Here is an 18,232-nt window from a genome sequence, read left to right on the forward strand (position 1 = left end):
ACTAACCATCAACCAACAATCAACAACCAACCACTAACCACTAACCACTAACCACCAACCAACAACCACCAACCAACAACCACCAACCTAATTTCCTCCCCTTCCCTCTGACTTGTGGGGGATGTGGGTGGTATGCTCTTTTTATAAGTTTTTAAGTAGTGTTACTTATTTTAGGAGATTATACTCATGAATTTATTAATGCAAGCAGCGGCACAAGCAGCTAATGAACCTCATTTTCCTTTCGCTTTTACTGCGGTTTATGTAATTGGCTTTATTGCTGCTGTCACAATTGGTTCAATTGCTTGGTACAATTCCAAGCGTCCTGTAGGCTGGGAAGATAAAGAACGCCCCGACTTTGTTCCCAAAGTTGACAAAGACGAAACACCTGGTTTAGGTAAACCGAAATAGTCATTTGGTCAATGGTCAATGGTCAATGGTCAATGGTCAATAGTGAAAAATCTTGACTATAGACACTTGACAATGGACTTTTGACAATGATTAATTTTGAATTTCAACCCAACGACGGTAAAGCTTTTGAATTTGTTTGAGAAGGGCATTTAATCCGGCTTGGGTTGATTGCTCTTGCGTGGATAATTGTTGTAATTTCATCAGCAGTTTCGCTTCTTCTATTGCCACTTCATCATCACTGTAAATTAAACCACTGATGGCTTGAATGAGATTTTGGCAATCTTCCATACTCGGATGCTCACCTAAATATTCCTTTACCCAGTCGTAGCATTCGATTGGCTTCACGGGAACTAATTCGTACAATAAAGGCTTAATATCTGGATCGCTAGCTACCCCCTTCTCTTGAGCGATTTGACGCAGATATTGCCTTTCTTCTGCTTGGATTCTGCCATCTATCCAAGCTGCTCCAATCAGAATTTTAACTAAGTTTTTGACGTTACTGGAGTTCACTGACATCACAGCCTCCTATAGTTGACTCTGCCCTCCTTGAAATCTTACAACTGCTAACAGTATTCACCCTGAATTATTGGTTTTTCTTAAACGAACCATAAAAAAGCCATCCATGTCATGTTGATGGGGTAAAACTTTCACCCAGCCTTGTGACGTGGAATACCTATGAAAAGATACATTCTGACAAGGAGTCTCTATTTTCCAATCAGAGTTGTCTGTGAGAAAAGATTCTATGACGCTTTCATTTTCGGCTGGATGCAACGTACAGGTAGCATAAACTAGTACCCCTTCTTCTTTGACAAAAGTACTTGTATGTGATAATAATTCTTTCTGTAGAATGGAAAGTTCTTTGACTGAGTCTGGTGTTTGTCGCCAGCGCACATCAGCATGGCGATGTAGAGTCCCTAAGCCAGAACAAGGTGCATCCAGTAAGACACGGTTAGCAGAGTTACGAAATTGAGATAAATTGCGGCTGTCACCAATGCAAATTTCTATAGACTTGAAATAAAGCCGTTGCATATTTTCTTGAAGTTTCCGCATCCGGGAAGCAGTGCGATCGCACGCCCAAATTTTCCCCGTATCCTGCATTAACTCGGCAATATGAGTAGTTTTCCCACCGGGTGCAGCACAGGTATCAATCACTACTTCTTTCGGTTGGGGATCAAGAAAATGACCAACCAGTTGGGCGCTACTATCTTGGACACTCCACCAACCCTGACTAAAGCCAGGCAGATTTTGAATTTGACCAGGGTGACTCAACAATCGTAAAGCTTGTGGGAGGTGGGGAAGACGTTGACAGGAAACACCAGCCGCCTGCAATGCTGCTTCTACTGTTTCTAAATCAGCACGAAGTGGATTCACCCGCAAATCAATTGCTGGGGTTTGGTTCATCCAGATACACAGTTTCTCTGTTTCCATCACCCCAAATTGGTCTATCCAAACTTGAATTATCCAGTCAGGAAAACTGTGTAGAATACCCAAACGTTCAACCGGGTTTTCTGGTAGCTGTAAGAAAGATGTGAGGAAAGAAAGACCCGGTGACGCAGAGAGTATTTCATCTATATTCCCAGTCTCCCCACCTCCCCACCTCCCCACCTCCTCTTCCATGACGCGAAGAAACTGCCGCAATAAACCATTCACAAAACCAGCCAGTCCCGCAAAACCATTGTCCTTGGCTAATTGCACGGTGGTATTCACAGCCGCACTAGGAGGAACTCTTTCTTGATACAGCAACTGGTATAAGCCTAAATGCAGAATCGTGCGGAGGTCTTTGGGTTGCTGATGGGATTTCTTTTTGGCAAGTTGATCGATAATGGCATCGAGAGTGCGCTGTCTTCTGGTGCAGCCGTAGACTAATTCTGTGACTAAACGGCGATCGCTGAGTATCTTTGCACCAACTTCACCTTCTACTATGTCTGATTTTGCTAACACTCGGTCTAGTGCCACATCAGCATAAGCTCCCTTGTGGACTTCTCGCAAGGCAATAAAAGCTAGTTGCCGGGGTGAAATATTTTGATTTCTAGATTTTTGATGTTGCAATGTAATTCTGAGTTCTTTTATACCAATTCTGAGATTTTTAAATGATTAAATAAATTTTAAATTAATTTTCACCGATACTCTAACACCCCTATACTCATATACTCATCAATTTTTACTACAACTGCGGCTGTTAATTTATCACGAATTCAAAACATCATGTTTTTGTTTTAGGTATTTTTATTCTATTATTGTATTTTTATGAATTTGTCATCAAGACAAAGACTTTATTTTGGGTGCTTGGTCTTAATTGCTTTTATCTACTCTCTTAGTTGAATTTACTGATTGACCAGTAAATAAAAAAACTTAAATTGTCAATAAATCGGAATCTCCCACACAAGTATGAAGATAAAATTTAAGAAATTTTCTGTTCTTCATCGAAAAAAAATTAATATTAACAATAGCAACAAGCTATCCTAAAGCTATATAAATGTTTGGAGTATTTTTACTCAATGAAAACCGAATAGAGCGTAGGACACTCTCGACTAAATGACAACAGGGAGCATCAAGGGTCGATTTGGAAAAAGTGTACTATGTAGCAATTTTTCATTTTTTTACTTTTTTTCTTCTTTGTTAACTAAATTCATTTAGAGTTATCAGGATTAAAAGGTCAGTAGGCATCAATGTCTTATTATTTTTTTGATACAGAAAATCATCGTTACAAATCTTTTGAACTGCCAGGGGCAAAACCACACTATAACCCTGATCGCCCCGGACAGGTTGAACATATTTTTCTGAATCTCGATTTAGATATTCCCAACCAGAGCGTTCAAGGTAAGTGTAATATTACTTTATTGCCCATCCGTAACGGTATTGACCGTTTAATCTTGGATGCTGTTAACTTGAACATTGAATCTGTGTTTGTGGATGAAGTACAGCAGAAATTTGATTACGACGGTGAAAAACTGTCGATTAAACTACATTCACCCACCCTTCTTCATCAACGGCTTGCGATCGCGATCGCCTACTCTGTCCAAAAGCCCCAACGGGGGATCTACTTCATCCAACCAAATAAACATTATCCCCACAAACCCACCCAAGTTTGGACACAGGGTGAAGATGAAGACTCACGCTTCTGGTTTCCTTGCTTTGACTATCCAGGACAGCTGTCTACTTCCGAAATTCGTGTCCGTGTTCCCAAACCACTGATTGCCATTTCCAACGGAGAACTCATTGCTACAGAAGCAGACGGTGATTATAAAATATATCACTGGTCGCAGCAGCAAATTCATCCTACCTATTTGATGACATTGGCGGTAGGTGACTTTGCGGAAATTCGCGATGAATGGAACGGCATACCTGTTACATACTACGTAGAAAAGGGACGGGAAGCAGACGCCAAACGCAGTATGGGCAAAACTCCCCGGATGATGGATTTTCTCAGCGAAAAATATGGCTATGTTTACGCCTACCCCAAGTATGCCCAAGTCTGCGTTGATGATTTCATCTTTGGTGGCATGGAAAACACTTCCACCACACTGTTAACAGATAGATGTTTGCTGGATGCAAAAGCAGCATTAGATAACCGCAACACAGAAAGTTTAGTAGTCCACGAACTGGCACACCAATGGTTTGGTGATTTAGTTGTCATCAAGCACTGGTCACATGCTTGGGTAAAAGAAGGTATGGCCTCTTATTCTGAAGTAATGTGGACAGAGCATGAGTACGGTGCAGATGAAGCAGCTTACTACCGTTTAGGAGAAGCCCGCAGCTATCTAGCAGAAGATAGCAGTCGCTATCGCCGTCCGATGGTGACACACATCTACCGAGAAGCGATCGAACTTTATGACCGCCACATCTATGAAAAAGGTTCTTGTGTATATCACATGATCCGTACGGAGTTGGGCGACGAAATGTTTTGGCAAGCAATGCAGACATTTGTACAGGATAATGCCCATAAAACCGTAGAAACAATAGATTTACTCCGGGCGATCGAAAAGGCAACTGGGCGTAATTTATTATTCCTGTTTGATCAGTATGTTTTTAGAGGTGGGCACCCTGATTTCAAAGTGGCATACTCTTGGGATGGCGATGCTAACTTAGCTAAAGTGACGGTGACTCAAACCCAAGCATCATCTGATAAGAATGGTAGTAGCAGTTATTTATTTGACCTGCGAATTCCCATTGGTTTTGGTTATGCCGAAAATGGTGCTACTGCGGAATTAAAAATTTTCAAGGTACGGGTTCACGAACGTGAACAAGCTTTCTATTTTCCACTAGAAGAGAAACCGCTGTTTGTCAGCTTTGATGTGGGGAATAATTTCTTGAAAACTGTTGCTTTGGAGTACCCAGTACCAGAGTTAAAAGCACAGTTAGAATTTGATCCCAATCCAATTTCGCGCATTTATGCAGCGGAAGCCTTGGCGAAAAAAGGAGGATTAGAAGTCCTCAAAGCACTAGAAACAGCACTGCAAAAAGATCCTTTTTGGGGTGTGCGTGCAGAAGTAGCTGCCCAAATAGCAGAAATTAAGTTAGACCAAACCTTTGATGCTTTAGTGCTAGGGTTAAAAGATGATAATCCCCATGTACGTCGAGCTGTAGTAGAAGCACTGGCAAAAATCAAAACCTACGCCAGTTATAAGGCTATCAAAGAAGTAGTTGAGAATGGAGATGGCAGCTACTATGTAGAAGCTGCCGCAGCCCGGGCAGTTGGTACAATTGCAGCCGCGAGTTTGGAAGACAAACCCAAAGAAGAAAAAGTTTTGAAACTGCTAAAAACAGTTTTAGAAGAAAAAGCTGGTTGGAATGAAGTAGTACGCAGTGGGGCGATCGCTGGTTTAGCCAAACTCAAAACTTCCGAAGCAGCCTTAAATCTGATTTTGGAATACACCAAAATAGGTGTTCCCCAGGCTTTGCGCTTGACAGCAATTCGGGCATTAGGTACAGTCTCTGTCGGTCAAACTCCTGCCAATATAGAGCGAATCTTAGACCATTTGGCAGAACTTGCTAAAGAAAGATTCTTCTTAACTCAAGTGGCGGTAGTGACAGCCTTGGGAAATATGGAAACTCCCAAAGCCATCAGTATCTTGCAATCCCTTGGCGATCAAACAGCAGATGGGCGTGTACGCCGCTATGCGGCAGAAGAAATTGCCAAAGTGCAAAAGAATATTGGTACAGACAGCGCAGTTAAACAACTGCGCGAGGAACTTGATCAACTCAAACAACAAAATCAAGAACTGAGAAGTCGTTTGGAAAATTTAGAAGCGAAGGCGAAGTAGTTGTTTGTTGGTGGTTGGTGGTTGATGGTTGGTAGTTCCAAACAACAACCAACTGCCAACCATCAACCCTATTACAACAATTCCATAAATCGGGGATCACTTTGTAAAGTTTTCAGGATTTGCTTGATTTCTTGAGTACGGTCTTTTTTGACAACAAGAGTAACATTGCGATCGCGTACAATTACTACATCTTCTAGACCAATAGTGACAACTACCTCATCAGCATTGTTAGTATAAACAATAGCACCCTTAGTATCTAACCCCACATGAGTACCTAGTTCTACATTTGGGCTATCTTCTTTTTTTAATAAACGTTCGATCGCATTCCAATCACCTAAGTCATCCCAGCCAAAATCTACTGGTAAGACATGTGTCAAATTCGTTTTTTCCATGAGCGCATAGTCTATACTCTTCTTAGGTAACTGGGGATAGATATCAGGGCCGTGCTGTATCAACGGTTCAATAATTTCTGGGGCGTGGATATGCAGTTCCTTGAGAACAACACCCGCCCGGAAAATAAACATCCCGCTATTCCAGCTAAAACGTCCCGTCGCGAGAAAATTTTCTGCCGTTTGACGGTCAGGCTTTTCAGTAAAGCGGTTGACATGATAAGCTGGCAAGTCATTAAAGCAACCAATCTTTTCGCCTTGTTCTATGTAACCGTAGCCAGTTGATGGAAAGGTGGGCTTGATCCCCAGTGTGACAATTGCTGCTGTGTTTGCTGCTAGTTCAATTGCTGCATTTATTGTGTGTGCAAAAACATTTTGGTCAGCAATCCAGTGGTCAGCAGGGAAAAAGCCGATAATAGCGTCATCCCCGTGACGCTTTTTGATTTCCAAGCTTGTCCAAGCAACTGCTGCGGCTGTGTCCCTTCCCTGAGACTCGACTAGCAAGTTATTCGGTGGTAGTTCGGGCAGTTGTTCCTTAACTCCTTGGGCTATCTGACTAGAAGTAATAACCAACAAGCGATCCCAACCGCCTGCTAGTGGTAGCAGTCGATCAGCCGTTGCTTGTAGAAGACTTCTAGAGCTACCATCTAGGTTCAAAAATTGTTTGGGTCGATTTTGGCGACTTAAGGGCCAAAAACGTTCACCTTTACCACCAGCAAGAATTACAGGGAACAATGCTCTAGTCATGTTGTCATAGAAACTTACTCAAGAACACTACTAAGTGTACTGTGGTCTTCATCACTGGCAAGATTGGTTGCTTAGATTAACATTAGGTTTAGGGAGTGGATGAGTGGGGAGATAGTTTGTGGTAAAACAAGTAGCACAGATCAAAAATCAGGGTAAATCTCAACAAGCACAAAAATCTACTGATGAGGCAAACTCACAGCAACAAGCGAATGTATCATCTCAGTTTGTAGAATCTGTAGGTTCCATACCCAGCCAACTTTATCAAAGGTTGGGTTTGGCTATGCCTCGGTGGCTATTTTGGCTGTTGACAATAGTTGTAGGGATCACACTTTCAGGGTTATTAGTATCGACTTTAGCGCTTTGGACTCCGCTCTGGAGCGACATAGATCGAACAGACGAAGAGTTAGGTATGGGCGGGCCAGACGCAGAAAAAACGCCATTACCAGGGGAGATTTGGAGCAATATTTCTCAATATAAGCTCACACGCCCAATGAATATTTTGATTATGGGTGTCGAACCTGTCCGTGGTAGCGTTAATGGTTCTCCAGAAAGTTATGCTGGTAGCAGCGATACGATGTTGTTGGTAAGGCTAAACCCAGAAAACAATACCATACGCGTGCTTTCGATTCCCAGGGATACCATGATTGCGATCCCAGAATCAAAGGGATTAACTAAAGTATCCCAAGCCAACGCCCAAGGGGGGCCAGTTTTGGCGGCGCGGGTTGTGAGTCGGACTCTGAGTAATGCACCCATTGATCGCTACATCCGTATTTCTACTAGTGGGTTACGGCAGTTAGTAGATCAGTTGGGTGGCGTAGAAGTGTTTGTTCCCAAACCAATGGAATACAAAGACTCCGCTGGTAAGTTTTCAATTAATTTAGTCAGTGGTTGGCAAACTCTTAACGGTGAACAAGCTGAACAGTTTGTACGTTACCGTGAAGCTAACACAGGGGATCTCGCAAGAGTACAGCGACAGCAAGCATTGCTGATGGGGTTACGCGAACGCTTGTTTAGTCCCACGGTTTTACCCAGGTTGCCACAGTTAGTCCACATTATGGGCAAGTACTTTGACACAAACCTGAAAGTCGAAGAGATGATGGCACTGGTCAACTTCTCTTTGAACATGGAACGGGATAATTTCCAAATGACCATGCTACCAGGTATTTTTAGTCGTTTAAGTGCAGACCCGGATAGTTATTGGTTGAATTTAACTGGAAAAGTTGACCTGCTCAATAATTATACTGGAGTAAGTATAGGTGGTCTGAAACCAGATACGCGATCGCTACCTAGTCTAAAAATTGCTATTCAAAATGCCTCCAATCAACCCCAGCTAACTGGCAAGGTGATCAACTCTCTTAAAAGCAAAGGCTTCAAAAACGTTTACACTACCTCAGATTGGCCTGACGGGCGTAGCGAAACTAAGATTATTGCCCAAAAAGGCAACCGCCAAGCCGCAGAACAACTGCAAAAAATCTTGGGTTTGGGAACTATTGAAGTCTCAGCAACGGGTGACATAGAATCTGATCTCACTATTAGAATTGGAAAAGATTGGAAGTAGTCATTTGTTAGTTGTTAGTAGTTGATGGTTGTTTGGAATCACCACCAACTACCAACAAACAACACTGCTGTTATGTCAAAAATTTTGCTGCGCTTGTTAGGCTTAATTTTGATTTTGGCTCTTGCATTTTTATGGGTAATGCTAAATGCCAAACCTGCTATTTCTTCTAAGAAGAAGTGATACCAATTCCCTTTAAACATGAAACATATTTGTGTTATAGAGACGTGCCATGGCACGTCTGGTACAGGATTTAAATGTATCGTGATTAACGTGAAATGGTATGAGATAGAGGTAAATAATTAGTATAGCAATCCTACTGATCTGTAAAAATTGAAAGAGCCATATCCCCGACTTATAAAAGAAGTCGGGGATATTGTTGTTCACGAATGATTTAGAAATGCTATATTATTTGCTAATACTGTAAAGTACGTTTTCAGTCTCACTTGTTTACTTTTTATTTTTTTCTGGCAATGAGGCAAAAGTTAAGACATTTCTTCAGGTCATTTTATTTGTTATGTTCCTGATATTGTTCTTACTAGCCGTTATTGGTTTTTTTGCCAGCCTGATACGGCATATTAAAGTAATATTTTGTATTTTTTCTGAAGCTGAAGTTGAACAGTTAATAACCCTAACTTTTCCCAAATGGGAACTGGTATTACATTTCGGATTAATGCTGGGAAATTGCTTGCTTTTTATTTTGGAACAATTATGGGATGGAACTCACTTTGTTAAGTTTTTTCGGGATTTTTGGAAATTTTTACCACTATGGGCAAAGTTAGCGATCGCACTTTTTCTGATCTACTCACTGATCATTGTGCTGTTACCAACTAATTGGTTTCGTCCTCAGCCTGGTAAACGGCGAATTTATAAACAAGATGGTAAATACTGGATTCAACAAGTTTACTTTTTACGTCGTGGGAACAATGACACAGAAATGTTAGAGGAAGTAAATCTCTCACCTGTAGAGATTACCAAAGCTCAATATGTGTCTCATTTGACTTCAGTCGACAGTATCTTTACTATTTTCTGGATGCTTAACTACCTGATTCTGGCATTGTACTTTTGGTATAAGGCTTGGTAATGGTAAGCTGTAGACTGTAAGTCGGGGAGCGATCGCGTGATTCAGATGCAATCCGACATGGAGCATGTATGTGCTGATTTACCAGCAGATTTGGCAATAATTATCTTGGTGAATGCCTTTTTGTAGAAGATAACTCCTTGGAAGACTGACTGGAACGTTGGTTTGCGTGAGAAGAACTTTTTGATGTACCTATTACTCTTTGATTTATCTACGTAATTATTTTGTTGCAGCTAATACATTGCTGTAGTGGATTTAGGAGTGATCGCTGTTGCTACGTGTCCTTGGTTTTTTGCGGCTGGAGAAACTAATGAATGACCTGAAAAATCTCAAAACTCCCAGCGTAGTCGAAAAGATTTTGTCCGAAACTACTAAAATCGGATTTCAAATGGCATCCGAACCATTAGTAGGTTCCTTACTCAGAACTTTAGCTGCTAGCAAACCCGCTGGAAACTTCCTAGAACTTGGCACTGGCACAGGTGTTGCTACAGCTTGGTTACTTGATGGTATGGACAAAAACTCAAAAATTGTCACAGTTGACAATGACAGTGCAGTCGTTTCCATTGCTGAAAAATATTTAGATATTCAGCGGGTCTCCTTTTATATTGAGGATGCTGGAACATTTCTTGAGCAGCTTGAACAAACAGGTCAACAGTTCGATTTCATCTTTGCTGATACTTGGGCCGGTAAATATACTCAGCTTGAAGCTGCACTTCATGCCCTCAAACCTGGTGGTTTGTATGTAATTGATGATATGCTGCCACAGCCAAATTGGGTTGAAGGTCATCAGTTAAAAGCTGCCGCGTTGATTACGGAACTAGAAGGCAGGCATGATTTGCTTTTGACAAAGCTAAACTGGGCAAGTGGAATCATTATTGTCACAAAGCAAGCACAATAAGTTGTGACTACGCCCAAGGAATTGTTCAGGGCATTGTATATTATCACAGTCAAAAGTACAAAATGGGACATGAACAATCAGCAGAGCTTTGGATCAAGTTCACATATGATCATTTACTTCCAAAGTAGGAATGGGAAATCGACACTTAGAAATCTGAAGTGATAGTTAAATATTGCTTAGTTTTCAAAGGAGAGATGGTTATGACCTTAGAAGAGGCAATTATGAAAGTTGCTCAACTCGACCCTTATCAAAACGTTAATATTCCATTTACTCCGTACATAACCAGTCCGTCTGGTAAAGTTACAGTTGAACCTCAGATGACCCGAGGATTTGCATTTTGTTCTATCTGCAATATGGTAACTGGCGATGGTTACATCACTGTTCGACATATTGATGGACGCACCGTAGAATTTCATCCAGTACTTTATCACTATGTTAAAGTAGGACATCCTGTTCCAGTTGCAGCAAATAGGTTTGACGGTGTAGTGTCTTGGAAATATGGTAGGAGAATTCTTGGCGAGGAAGAAAAGCTTAACAATATCACTCTTCTTGTAGATATCATGAGTGATGCTTGAAGAGCATAAGGTCAATTTTACTCCCTTTGATCAAAAATACCCTGACAAAGTACCGAATTTTCGGTTAAATGTTTTCAAGTATGGGCCATTTTTGGTTATTGGGTACTGTTTGTGACAGAAGAACAAAAGGTTTCTCGTTCCCTTACTAGCATTGCTGGCATTGTTGCTGTTGCCACAATCATCAGTAAAGTTGTTGGTTTATTGCGGCAGGTGGCAATTGGTGCAGCTTTTGGTACTGGTGCTGTTGCTGATGCCTATAGCTTCGCTTACATTATTCCTGGGTTTCTGCTCATTTTGCTTGGTGGAATTAATGGGCCTTTTTACAGCGCGATCGTCAGTGTTTTAGCCAAGCGCAAGAAAGAAGAAGCCGCACCTTTGGTAGAAACGATGACTACCCTAGTTGGTTGTGTGCTGTTGGTTGTGACGATTTTTTTGATCATCTTTGCCGGACATATTATTGAGTTGACAACACCAGGGTTAGATCAACGGGCAGATGGACAGTTGGTGAAAGCGATCGCAACTTTACAACTCCAGATCATGTCACCAATGGCTATTTTAGCTGGGCTGATTGGTATTGGGTTTGGCACACTCAATGTTGCAAACCAGTACTGGCTACCCTCGATTAGTCCTCTGTTATCAAGCATTACAGTTGTAATTGCGATGGCTTTTCTGGGGTTACAACTAGGTAATAAAATCTATGCCCCGGAATATCTGAGGTATGGTGGCGCAGTATTAGCGATTGGAACCCTAGCAGGTGCGTTGCTGCAATGGCTGGTGCAACTGGTAGCACAAGCACGTATTGGTATGGGTTCATTCCACCTACGATTTGATTTTAATCAATCGGGAGTCAAAGAAGTCATGAAGATCATGCTCCCAGCGACCTTTTCTTCTGGGATGCTCTACATTAACTGGCAGATAAATTCTATTTTCGCTTCTTTTATTCCTGCTGCTGCCTCTGGCTTGAATTATGCCAATTTACTAGTACAAACTCCCTTGGGAGTAATTTCCAATGTCGTTTTGGTTCCACTGCTACCAATATTTTCTCGACTTACCGATCCCAATGACTGGCCTGAGTTAAAATTACGTGTTCGCCAAGGACTCATCCTTTCTGCTTTTACAATGTTGCCCTTGGGTGCTTTGATGATAGCTCTATCCGACCCAATTGTACGCTTAGTCTATGAGCGCGGGGCTTTCAATCAAGCTGCCTCAAATATGGTATCTTCCCTGCTGGTTGCTTACGGTGTAGGGATGTTTGTTTACTTAGGACGTGATGTCTTAGTACGAGTATTTTATGCTTTAGGCGATGGAGATACACCTTTTCGCATCAGCCTGTTTAACATCTTTGTGAATATTTTCTTGGATTGGATTTTGATCAAATCTTTTGGGGCGCCTGGTTTGGTTTTAGCAACCGTAGGGGTGAATTTGAGTTCCACATTGATGCTTTTATGGTTACTTGATCGCAGGTTGAAAGGTTTACCTTGGGGAGAATGGAGTGTAGCAATTTTGGGTTTGACTGGTGCTAGCGTGGTCGGAGGTTTTGCTAGTTACGGTAGTCTTGTAATTTGTCAACGTTTTCTAGGTGTAGATGGTTTGCTAATTCAACTGTTGCAATTAGCTGTATGTGGCTTAGTTGGTTTGGTTGTTTTTGGTGTGATCGTTGCCGCTATGAAGTTACAAGAGGTAAATCTTTTTGTTTTTCGTCTACGTCAACGGTTTTTGAAGAGATAATATCATGTTCGCTTAAATACTTATACTATCCGTTGGGGTCGGTAATGGGTAATGGGTAATTGGTAATTGGTAATTAATATACTGACTCATCATTTTCCCATGCTCGATACCCAACTAACTTATTGTGTTCCTTCTGCCATCTGCCCCCTGCCTTTGTATAAACAAAAAGCCTCGGTGTTTTGTACCGAGGCGACCATGAGGAATCCAAATGTCGATGGGAGATATTGATATTTAAAAAAGTTAATTTATGTAAATAAATATAAAGTAAATTGTTACAAAAGGTCAATTAGACTTGACAAAGAATATTCAATGGCCTGCATAAGCTTTTCTTATGTTTTATCGAGTTGTGGGCTAGCATCTTTCCCGCCCAGTTGTATGAGCTTCTACAATCCAAAAACAGTATCAGAGGTAACTATGGCACGTAAACGGTTAATTATCGAAATGGGGATGGGGATAGATCAGCATGGACAAGATCCAACAGTAGCAGCAGCCAGGGCTGTGAGAAATGCGATCGCCAACAATGCTTTACCTGGTGTTTGGGAGGTAGCGGGCTTGAGTCACCCCAATGAAATGATTGTAGAAGTGCAAGTTGCAGTACCTTACCCAGAAAAAGTCCGTCAACAAGAGGTACTAGCTGTACTACCTTTTGGTCGTAAATCCTTGACAGTTGAACAAGGGGGAATGGTTGTGCAAGGTAGAGCCATCCCCGAACTCAATGATAAAAATGACGAAATGTTGATAGCTGTGGCTGCGGTTACAGTCCTAGTTGAAAATTAGTAACTAAAGCACTCAAAACAAAATTGATGAGTACAGACAATACAGCAGCACAACTACAAAATTGGGATAATTTTTGTCGATATCATGCCAATAGAGATTGGTATGGTACTTGGACAAAATATTCTACGGATGGAGAAAAAATTGAGAGTTTTAATTGTATTAGAAGTTTTAAAATCAATGCCGATGGTAGTGAAATATATCACCAAAATCACTATACATATGCTGATGGCACAAAGGAGACAAAAATCTTTGGTCCTTATCAAAAACCTATTACCAGAGCATTATTTTTAGACAATAGTTTTTCTTGGGGTTCTCAAAAAATTGAATTAGGTACAAATTTTGGTTTTGAAACAGGTTTGAGCTACGAAGATAGGCGCACTAGTGTGGTCATCATGTATGATGAGGCTGGCAACTTAGAAAGAATTGTAGTTATTCCTGAAAATTTAATTTCATTTCCAGAAACACCAACTCCTCTCTTAGGTAAAAAGTCTATAGAGTCTCCTCACACTTGGAAAGGAACAGCTAAAACTATCACACCTGATTGGATAGTATCATCGCCTGTGGATATTTCTTGGAATCAATTAGAAAACTTAGGCGATAATTTCCTAACTTTACATTTCTGTGATGGCATTTCTGTTACTTGCCCTCCCAAAATAGTAACTACACAAACGTTTTTTGCAGTACTTGAGTGGCAAGTTAACCCGAATTTATTGATACGTGCTAGTCGTAATTATGACAGCTATGATTTTACTAATTTTACACTACAAACATTTATTGCCGAGAGATAAAAGGCATTAGTAATATTTAGTAAATATTTGAACGAAAAATCTAGAGAAAACATGATAACAAACGAAGAAATCACAAATTTAATTGCTAACTACTTTAGCAATATTGCTGCCATGAATGCTGAAGATTGGATTGAAAATTTTGCAGAAGATGCTGTTAGTTATGACCCAGTTGGAGAACCACCAACCAAAATTCATGAAAATTTTCGTGCATTTATCAGTCAGTTAAAAACAGTCTTTAATAAATTAGAAGCGACAACTGAGCATATTTTTATTGTAGGTAATGAAGTAGCTGTTAAGTGGACTATGCAGGGAATTAGTAAAACTGACAAATCAGTGACATTTGAAGGAATAACAGTGTTTGAAATTAACAATTTTGGCAAGATTCAAACAACACGTGCTTATTGGAATCCGGCGCTAATGCTTGCACAGCTGCGTTCTTAGAGGTGAGCGACGCTCACATTTGTTGCTATGCGCTAAACTAGAGGCATCGGGGTAGGAGTCTCGTTAAAGTAAATCTAACAAATAGTTACTATTCACCACTCCAGTCATGATGTCTCCCGAAAACAACGAATCAATTGAAATTCAGGAAATCAACAAACTCAAGCCAGTACACTTTGCGGACTTAATTAGAGCTGCACAATTAATTTTTGATCCTGCTAGAGGTGTGTCTGGAATATATAGAAAAGTTGATTGGCAAGAATTTGGTATCCCTGATGATGTTACAGAAAATCTCCAAGCCCTTGGTCAGGAATATCAATATGCATCTCCTCATATCTCCCCTGAAATTATTTGGAGTAAATTAACTCCAGCAACTCGGATTTGGTTTTTTGAAAATAGAAATGAATTATGGCAATTTGAGGAATATTTTCCTGCTCTTGATGAAGATTAAAAAGTAAGCAAGTCAAGTCGCCACAAATAAAGCTAACTCGTTAGATGCCTCATTTGTCCTTAGATTCAACAATTATCTTTTGAGGTGAATGATCACTAATGCTAGAACGTGGATCAGGTAGAATCAATTCGGCTAAGAGTAAAAAATTAGATAATTCCAGCTCCTCATTATGCTTTACAGTCAAAAAACTTTGATTTGGAAACAATGGTAGTAATGCATAGTAATGATAAAATCAGGTAGTGTCGCTCAATACAGGAACTATGCATTGCCCTAAATGTAACTCGGACAACATAGTCAAAAATGGACACACCCATTATGGGAAACAACGGTTCAAATGTCACAACTGTGGGCGACAATTTGTAGAAAGCCCAACCCGACAACCAATTGATCTCTCAACACGTGAACTAATCGATAAACTTCTACTTGAGAGAGTTTCATTAAGGGCGATCGCGCGTGTGAGTGGGGTTCAAAAACAATTAGACAAAATTGCCCAGCCTTATACATATCTTCCCAGTAACAATCCTGAAAAAGGGGTGGCGGTGCGGGCGTTTTTATACATATCAACTCCCAGTTTGTGAGATCAAACGCCCGCACCGCACGCTCTAGCAATTTTGTCCAGGTTTCCGCAAGGGGTTTCATTACGTTGGCTTCAATACTATGTAAACCAGAAATACTACCAAGTTCCTAAATCGGTTGAAGTTACTAAAAAAAAGCCAGGTCGATTAATCATCCAAATAGATGAGATGTGGTCATATGTAGGGTCAAAAGAGAATAAAGAATGGATTTGGCTTGCTATTGACGTAACAACACGAGAAATTGTTGGGGTATATGTTGGCGATCGCTCAAGCCAATCGGCTAAACAATTATGGCTATCTTTACCACCAGTTTATCGTCAATGTGCAATTTGTTACACTGATTTTTGGGAATCCTATGAACGGGTTTTACCTAGTACTAGACATAAACCAGTAGGCAAAGACAGTGGAAAGACAAGCTATATTGAGAGATTCAACAACACTCTACGGCAACGAGTTGGACGGCTAGTTCGTAAAACATTGTCGTTCTCTAAAATGCTGGACAACCATATTGGTGCGATTTGGTATTTTGTCCATCACTACAATGCCAAGCTACGAAGCTGAATCATTACTATGCACTACTACCGAAACAATTACACCAAACGCCTAGACGCCAACCATAAAAATCTGACAGCTGAGCTATTCTCACCTAGTAAACTATAGAGATTTGCCATTACTGGGGATATACTTTAGTTGAAAACTGAGGGCGAACGATGGGACTCGAACCCACGAATGGAGGAACCACAATCCTCTGCCTTAACCACTTGGCTACGCTCGCCATTGCATTTCACATTATAGCACTTCTTTGGGAAATTAATCCACATTTTTTCAAGGAACGGACTCAGCTAATCTGGAGTCTAGAAACAACAGCAAATCACTGTTCAGACAATGAAAGCCTCAAATATTATGGCATATGTGGGAGTTTTAGGTCTAGCTGCTTTGGGAGTAGCTATGACTAAGACGAATCCTAGTCAGGTTGAATACGAAGAGTATGCAGTACAACGGTTAACAGAATATTTGAACACGAGTGTCTGCAAAAAAACCCCAAAATTTTTAGAAAACGTTATACAGTTTAATTGTAGGCAAGTTGTAGATTCTGCCCAGCCGCAACTACGGGAGATCATAGCTGATAGTACGGTACGTCAAGATTTTATCATTTTCAGTATTTACCGTACAGATTTAAACGTAAATTCGTTGATACCTGCACTTAGACTTGATTCTATTTTGCCTTCTACACCTGGTTATCAATTTGAGACACTGGGAGCTTTTAACCAGTTTTACACCTATAAGGCTGAACAGCAATAGATATTTCCCCTTCTATGTGGCTTGTTCACCTAAGTAACTGTGAGCGATCGCATTTTACTAGCTGCTGACTATCTGCTTTAGCAATTGTCAAGTTGTTAGTTGTCGTAGGAGCGTAAGTCTCTAATTTTAATTAAATATTTGTAAGAAATAAATGAAGCTTTAGTTAGAAATAATTAAACAGCAAGTCTTTCTTTAGGTAAAGGTGAAAATTTGCTGTTATGTTTAGCATTTTTAAGTAGATCAGCGTTGACAAACATCATTTTTTCTACTGACTACTAGTAGTTAGTTGTGAAAATTTAGCAACTACCAATGCTTTGGTGTTTGGGAAAAAGTATTGTCAATAATTTTGACATCAATATTAAAGTTTTTAACAATGCTTTATCCCTAATAGCTTGTGATGAAAGTAGATCTCTTAAGAGAGGAGAGTAACTGATGTTCTTTCACAAAAAAGAAACAATTCATGTCGTTGATGTTAAAAAAGCTAACCCACGCTTTGCTCAATTACTTTTAGAGCAGTTTGGTGGTGCAACAGGTGAATTAACAGCAGCTTTGCAATACTGGACTCAGTCATTCCACTGTGAGCATACTGGAATTCGAGATATGCTGCAAGATATTGCCATTGAAGAGTTTGGTCATTTAGAAATGGTGGGTAAACTCATCGAAGCGCATACCAAAAATGTTGACCAAACTGAAGCTTATAAAAGTACTTTGTTCGCTGTACGTGGTATGGGACCACACTTACTAGATAGCCAAGGTGTTGCTTGGAATGCTAATTACGTCAATGAAGGTGGTGATGTCGTACGCGATTTAAGAGCAGATATTGCTGCTGAAGCTGGCGCACGTCAAACTTACGAAGCATTAATTAAATTAGCACCAGATGAAGGTACTAAAAATACTCTTGTTCATCTTTTGACAAGAGAAATATCCCACACCCAAATGTTTATGAAAGCATTAGATTCTTTGGGTAAATTAACAGATCCGTTCTTTGGTAATATCCAACCTGATAGCACTGTTGATATTTACTATAACTTGTCTACAGATGGCAAAGATGAGCGTGGTCCTTGGAATTCAGAACCAACTTTCCGTTACATTGCTGATCCTTTAGCAGAAAAGCAATCGTAATTAGTTAGTTGGTGTTTGGTGTTAGTTGTTTGTTGTTTGGAAAAACAATTTTTCTACCGACAATCAACTATTAGTGGTCTGTGTCAATTAGTTCTGGCTCTTTACGAGGGGTCAGATGCCCGACTTTTTAAAAA

The 18,232-nt window shown here is 40.4% G+C and carries 18 protein-coding genes, 1 tRNA gene and 1 pseudogene; 15 read left to right on the top strand and 5 right to left on the bottom strand.

Features of this window, described 5'->3' with window-relative positions:
- Positions 1-186: 186 nt before the first annotated feature.
- Positions 187-408 (top strand): photosystem II assembly protein Psb35, encoded by a 222-nt coding sequence (gene psb35 / locus UYI_RS0101025; RefSeq protein ID WP_016864836.1) that lies wholly within the window; start codon positions 187-189, stop codon positions 406-408.
- A gap of 90 nt (positions 409-498) precedes the next feature.
- Here the strand turns inward: psb35 and UYI_RS0101030 are convergent, their stop codons facing one another.
- Together UYI_RS0101030 and UYI_RS0101035 are read right to left on the bottom strand one after the other, a co-directional pair.
- Positions 499-924 carry a tellurite resistance TerB family protein gene (locus UYI_RS0101030; RefSeq protein ID WP_016864837.1) on the bottom strand — a complete coding sequence of 142 codons (426 nt, stop codon included), beginning with the start codon at positions 922-924 and terminating at the stop codon, positions 499-501.
- Between the two features lie 57 nt (positions 925-981).
- Positions 982-2,457: a 16S rRNA (cytosine(967)-C(5))-methyltransferase gene (locus UYI_RS0101035; RefSeq protein WP_016864838.1), complete on the bottom strand. Its 1,476-nt coding sequence runs from the start codon at positions 2,455-2,457 to the stop codon at positions 982-984.
- A gap of 620 nt (positions 2,458-3,077) precedes the next feature.
- On the opposite strand from UYI_RS0101035, the gene UYI_RS0101040 reads away from it, so the two are divergent.
- Positions 3,078-5,672: a M1 family metallopeptidase gene (locus UYI_RS0101040; RefSeq protein ID WP_016864839.1), complete on the top strand. Its 2,595-nt coding sequence runs from the start codon at positions 3,078-3,080 to the stop codon at positions 5,670-5,672.
- Positions 5,673-5,743: 71 nt separating this feature from the next.
- On the opposite strand, the gene UYI_RS0101045 is transcribed toward UYI_RS0101040, so the two are convergent.
- Positions 5,744-6,808 carry a mannose-1-phosphate guanylyltransferase gene (locus UYI_RS0101045; RefSeq protein ID WP_016864840.1) on the bottom strand — a complete coding sequence of 355 codons (1,065 nt, stop codon included), beginning with the start codon at positions 6,806-6,808 and terminating at the stop codon, positions 5,744-5,746.
- A gap of 118 nt (positions 6,809-6,926) precedes the next feature.
- On the opposite strand from UYI_RS0101045, the gene UYI_RS0101050 reads away from it, so the two are divergent.
- Positions 6,927-8,366, top strand: coding sequence for an LCP family protein (locus UYI_RS0101050; protein ID WP_016864841.1), 1,440 nt, complete (start codon positions 6,927-6,929; stop codon positions 8,364-8,366).
- 38 nt (positions 8,367-8,404) lie between these two features.
- Here the strand turns inward: UYI_RS0101050 and UYI_RS36365 are convergent, their stop codons facing one another.
- Positions 8,405-8,566, bottom strand: a complete 162-nt coding sequence (locus UYI_RS36365) for a hypothetical protein (protein ID WP_016864842.1) — start codon at positions 8,564-8,566, stop codon at positions 8,405-8,407.
- A gap of 314 nt (positions 8,567-8,880) precedes the next feature.
- Here UYI_RS36365 and UYI_RS0101060 point away from each other — a divergent pair, with 314 nt between their 5' ends.
- The 10 genes and pseudogenes from UYI_RS0101060 to UYI_RS0101105 form a co-directional block, all read left to right on the top strand.
- Positions 8,881-9,447: a hypothetical protein gene (locus tag UYI_RS0101060; protein ID WP_016864843.1), complete on the top strand. Its 567-nt coding sequence runs from the start codon at positions 8,881-8,883 to the stop codon at positions 9,445-9,447.
- Between the two features lie 307 nt (positions 9,448-9,754).
- Positions 9,755-10,342 (top strand): O-methyltransferase, encoded by a 588-nt coding sequence (locus tag UYI_RS0101065; protein ID WP_016864844.1) that lies wholly within the window; start codon positions 9,755-9,757, stop codon positions 10,340-10,342.
- Between the two features lie 200 nt (positions 10,343-10,542).
- Positions 10,543-10,917: a hypothetical protein gene (locus UYI_RS0101070; protein ID WP_016864845.1), complete on the top strand. Its 375-nt coding sequence runs from the start codon at positions 10,543-10,545 to the stop codon at positions 10,915-10,917.
- Between the two features lie 111 nt (positions 10,918-11,028).
- Positions 11,029-12,645 carry a murein biosynthesis integral membrane protein MurJ gene (gene murJ / locus UYI_RS0101075; protein ID WP_016864846.1) on the top strand — a complete coding sequence of 539 codons (1,617 nt, stop codon included), beginning with the start codon at positions 11,029-11,031 and terminating at the stop codon, positions 12,643-12,645.
- Between the two features lie 414 nt (positions 12,646-13,059).
- Complete coding sequence (locus UYI_RS0101080) at positions 13,060-13,422, top strand: Lin0512 family protein (RefSeq protein WP_016864847.1); 363 nt, start codon at positions 13,060-13,062, stop codon at positions 13,420-13,422.
- A 26-nt stretch (positions 13,423-13,448) separates the two neighbouring features.
- Entirely contained in the window at positions 13,449-14,210 is a 762-nt protein-coding gene (locus UYI_RS0101085; protein WP_016864848.1) for a DUF3598 family protein, read from the top strand.
- A gap of 51 nt (positions 14,211-14,261) precedes the next feature.
- Positions 14,262-14,651 carry a nuclear transport factor 2 family protein gene (locus tag UYI_RS0101090; RefSeq protein ID WP_016864849.1) on the top strand — a complete coding sequence of 130 codons (390 nt, stop codon included), beginning with the start codon at positions 14,262-14,264 and terminating at the stop codon, positions 14,649-14,651.
- A 109-nt stretch (positions 14,652-14,760) separates the two neighbouring features.
- Positions 14,761-15,099, top strand: a complete 339-nt coding sequence (locus tag UYI_RS0101095) for a hypothetical protein (RefSeq protein ID WP_016864850.1) — start codon at positions 14,761-14,763, stop codon at positions 15,097-15,099.
- Between the two features lie 260 nt (positions 15,100-15,359).
- Entirely contained in the window at positions 15,360-15,677 is a 318-nt protein-coding gene (locus UYI_RS40085) for an IS1/IS1595 family N-terminal zinc-binding domain-containing protein (RefSeq protein ID WP_071588800.1), read from the top strand.
- A gap of 51 nt (positions 15,678-15,728) precedes the next feature.
- Positions 15,729-16,235, top strand: a pseudogene (locus tag UYI_RS0101105) (IS1 family transposase); the annotation flags it as partial.
- 141 nt (positions 16,236-16,376) lie between these two features.
- Here UYI_RS0101105 and UYI_RS0101110 read toward each other — a convergent pair.
- A tRNA-His gene (locus tag UYI_RS0101110) sits at positions 16,377-16,449 on the bottom strand.
- 110 nt (positions 16,450-16,559) lie between these two features.
- On the opposite strand from UYI_RS0101110, the gene UYI_RS0101115 reads away from it, so the two are divergent.
- Positions 16,560-16,976 carry a DUF4359 domain-containing protein gene (locus tag UYI_RS0101115; RefSeq protein WP_016864853.1) on the top strand — a complete coding sequence of 139 codons (417 nt, stop codon included), beginning with the start codon at positions 16,560-16,562 and terminating at the stop codon, positions 16,974-16,976.
- A 432-nt stretch (positions 16,977-17,408) separates the two neighbouring features.
- Positions 17,409-18,098, top strand: coding sequence for a manganese catalase family protein (locus tag UYI_RS0101120; protein WP_016864854.1), 690 nt, complete (start codon positions 17,409-17,411; stop codon positions 18,096-18,098).
- Positions 18,099-18,232: the final 134 nt, after the last annotated feature.

The organism is Fischerella muscicola PCC 7414, from assembly GCF_000317205.1.
Classification (GTDB): domain Bacteria; phylum Cyanobacteriota; class Cyanobacteriia; order Cyanobacteriales; family Nostocaceae; genus Fischerella; species Fischerella muscicola.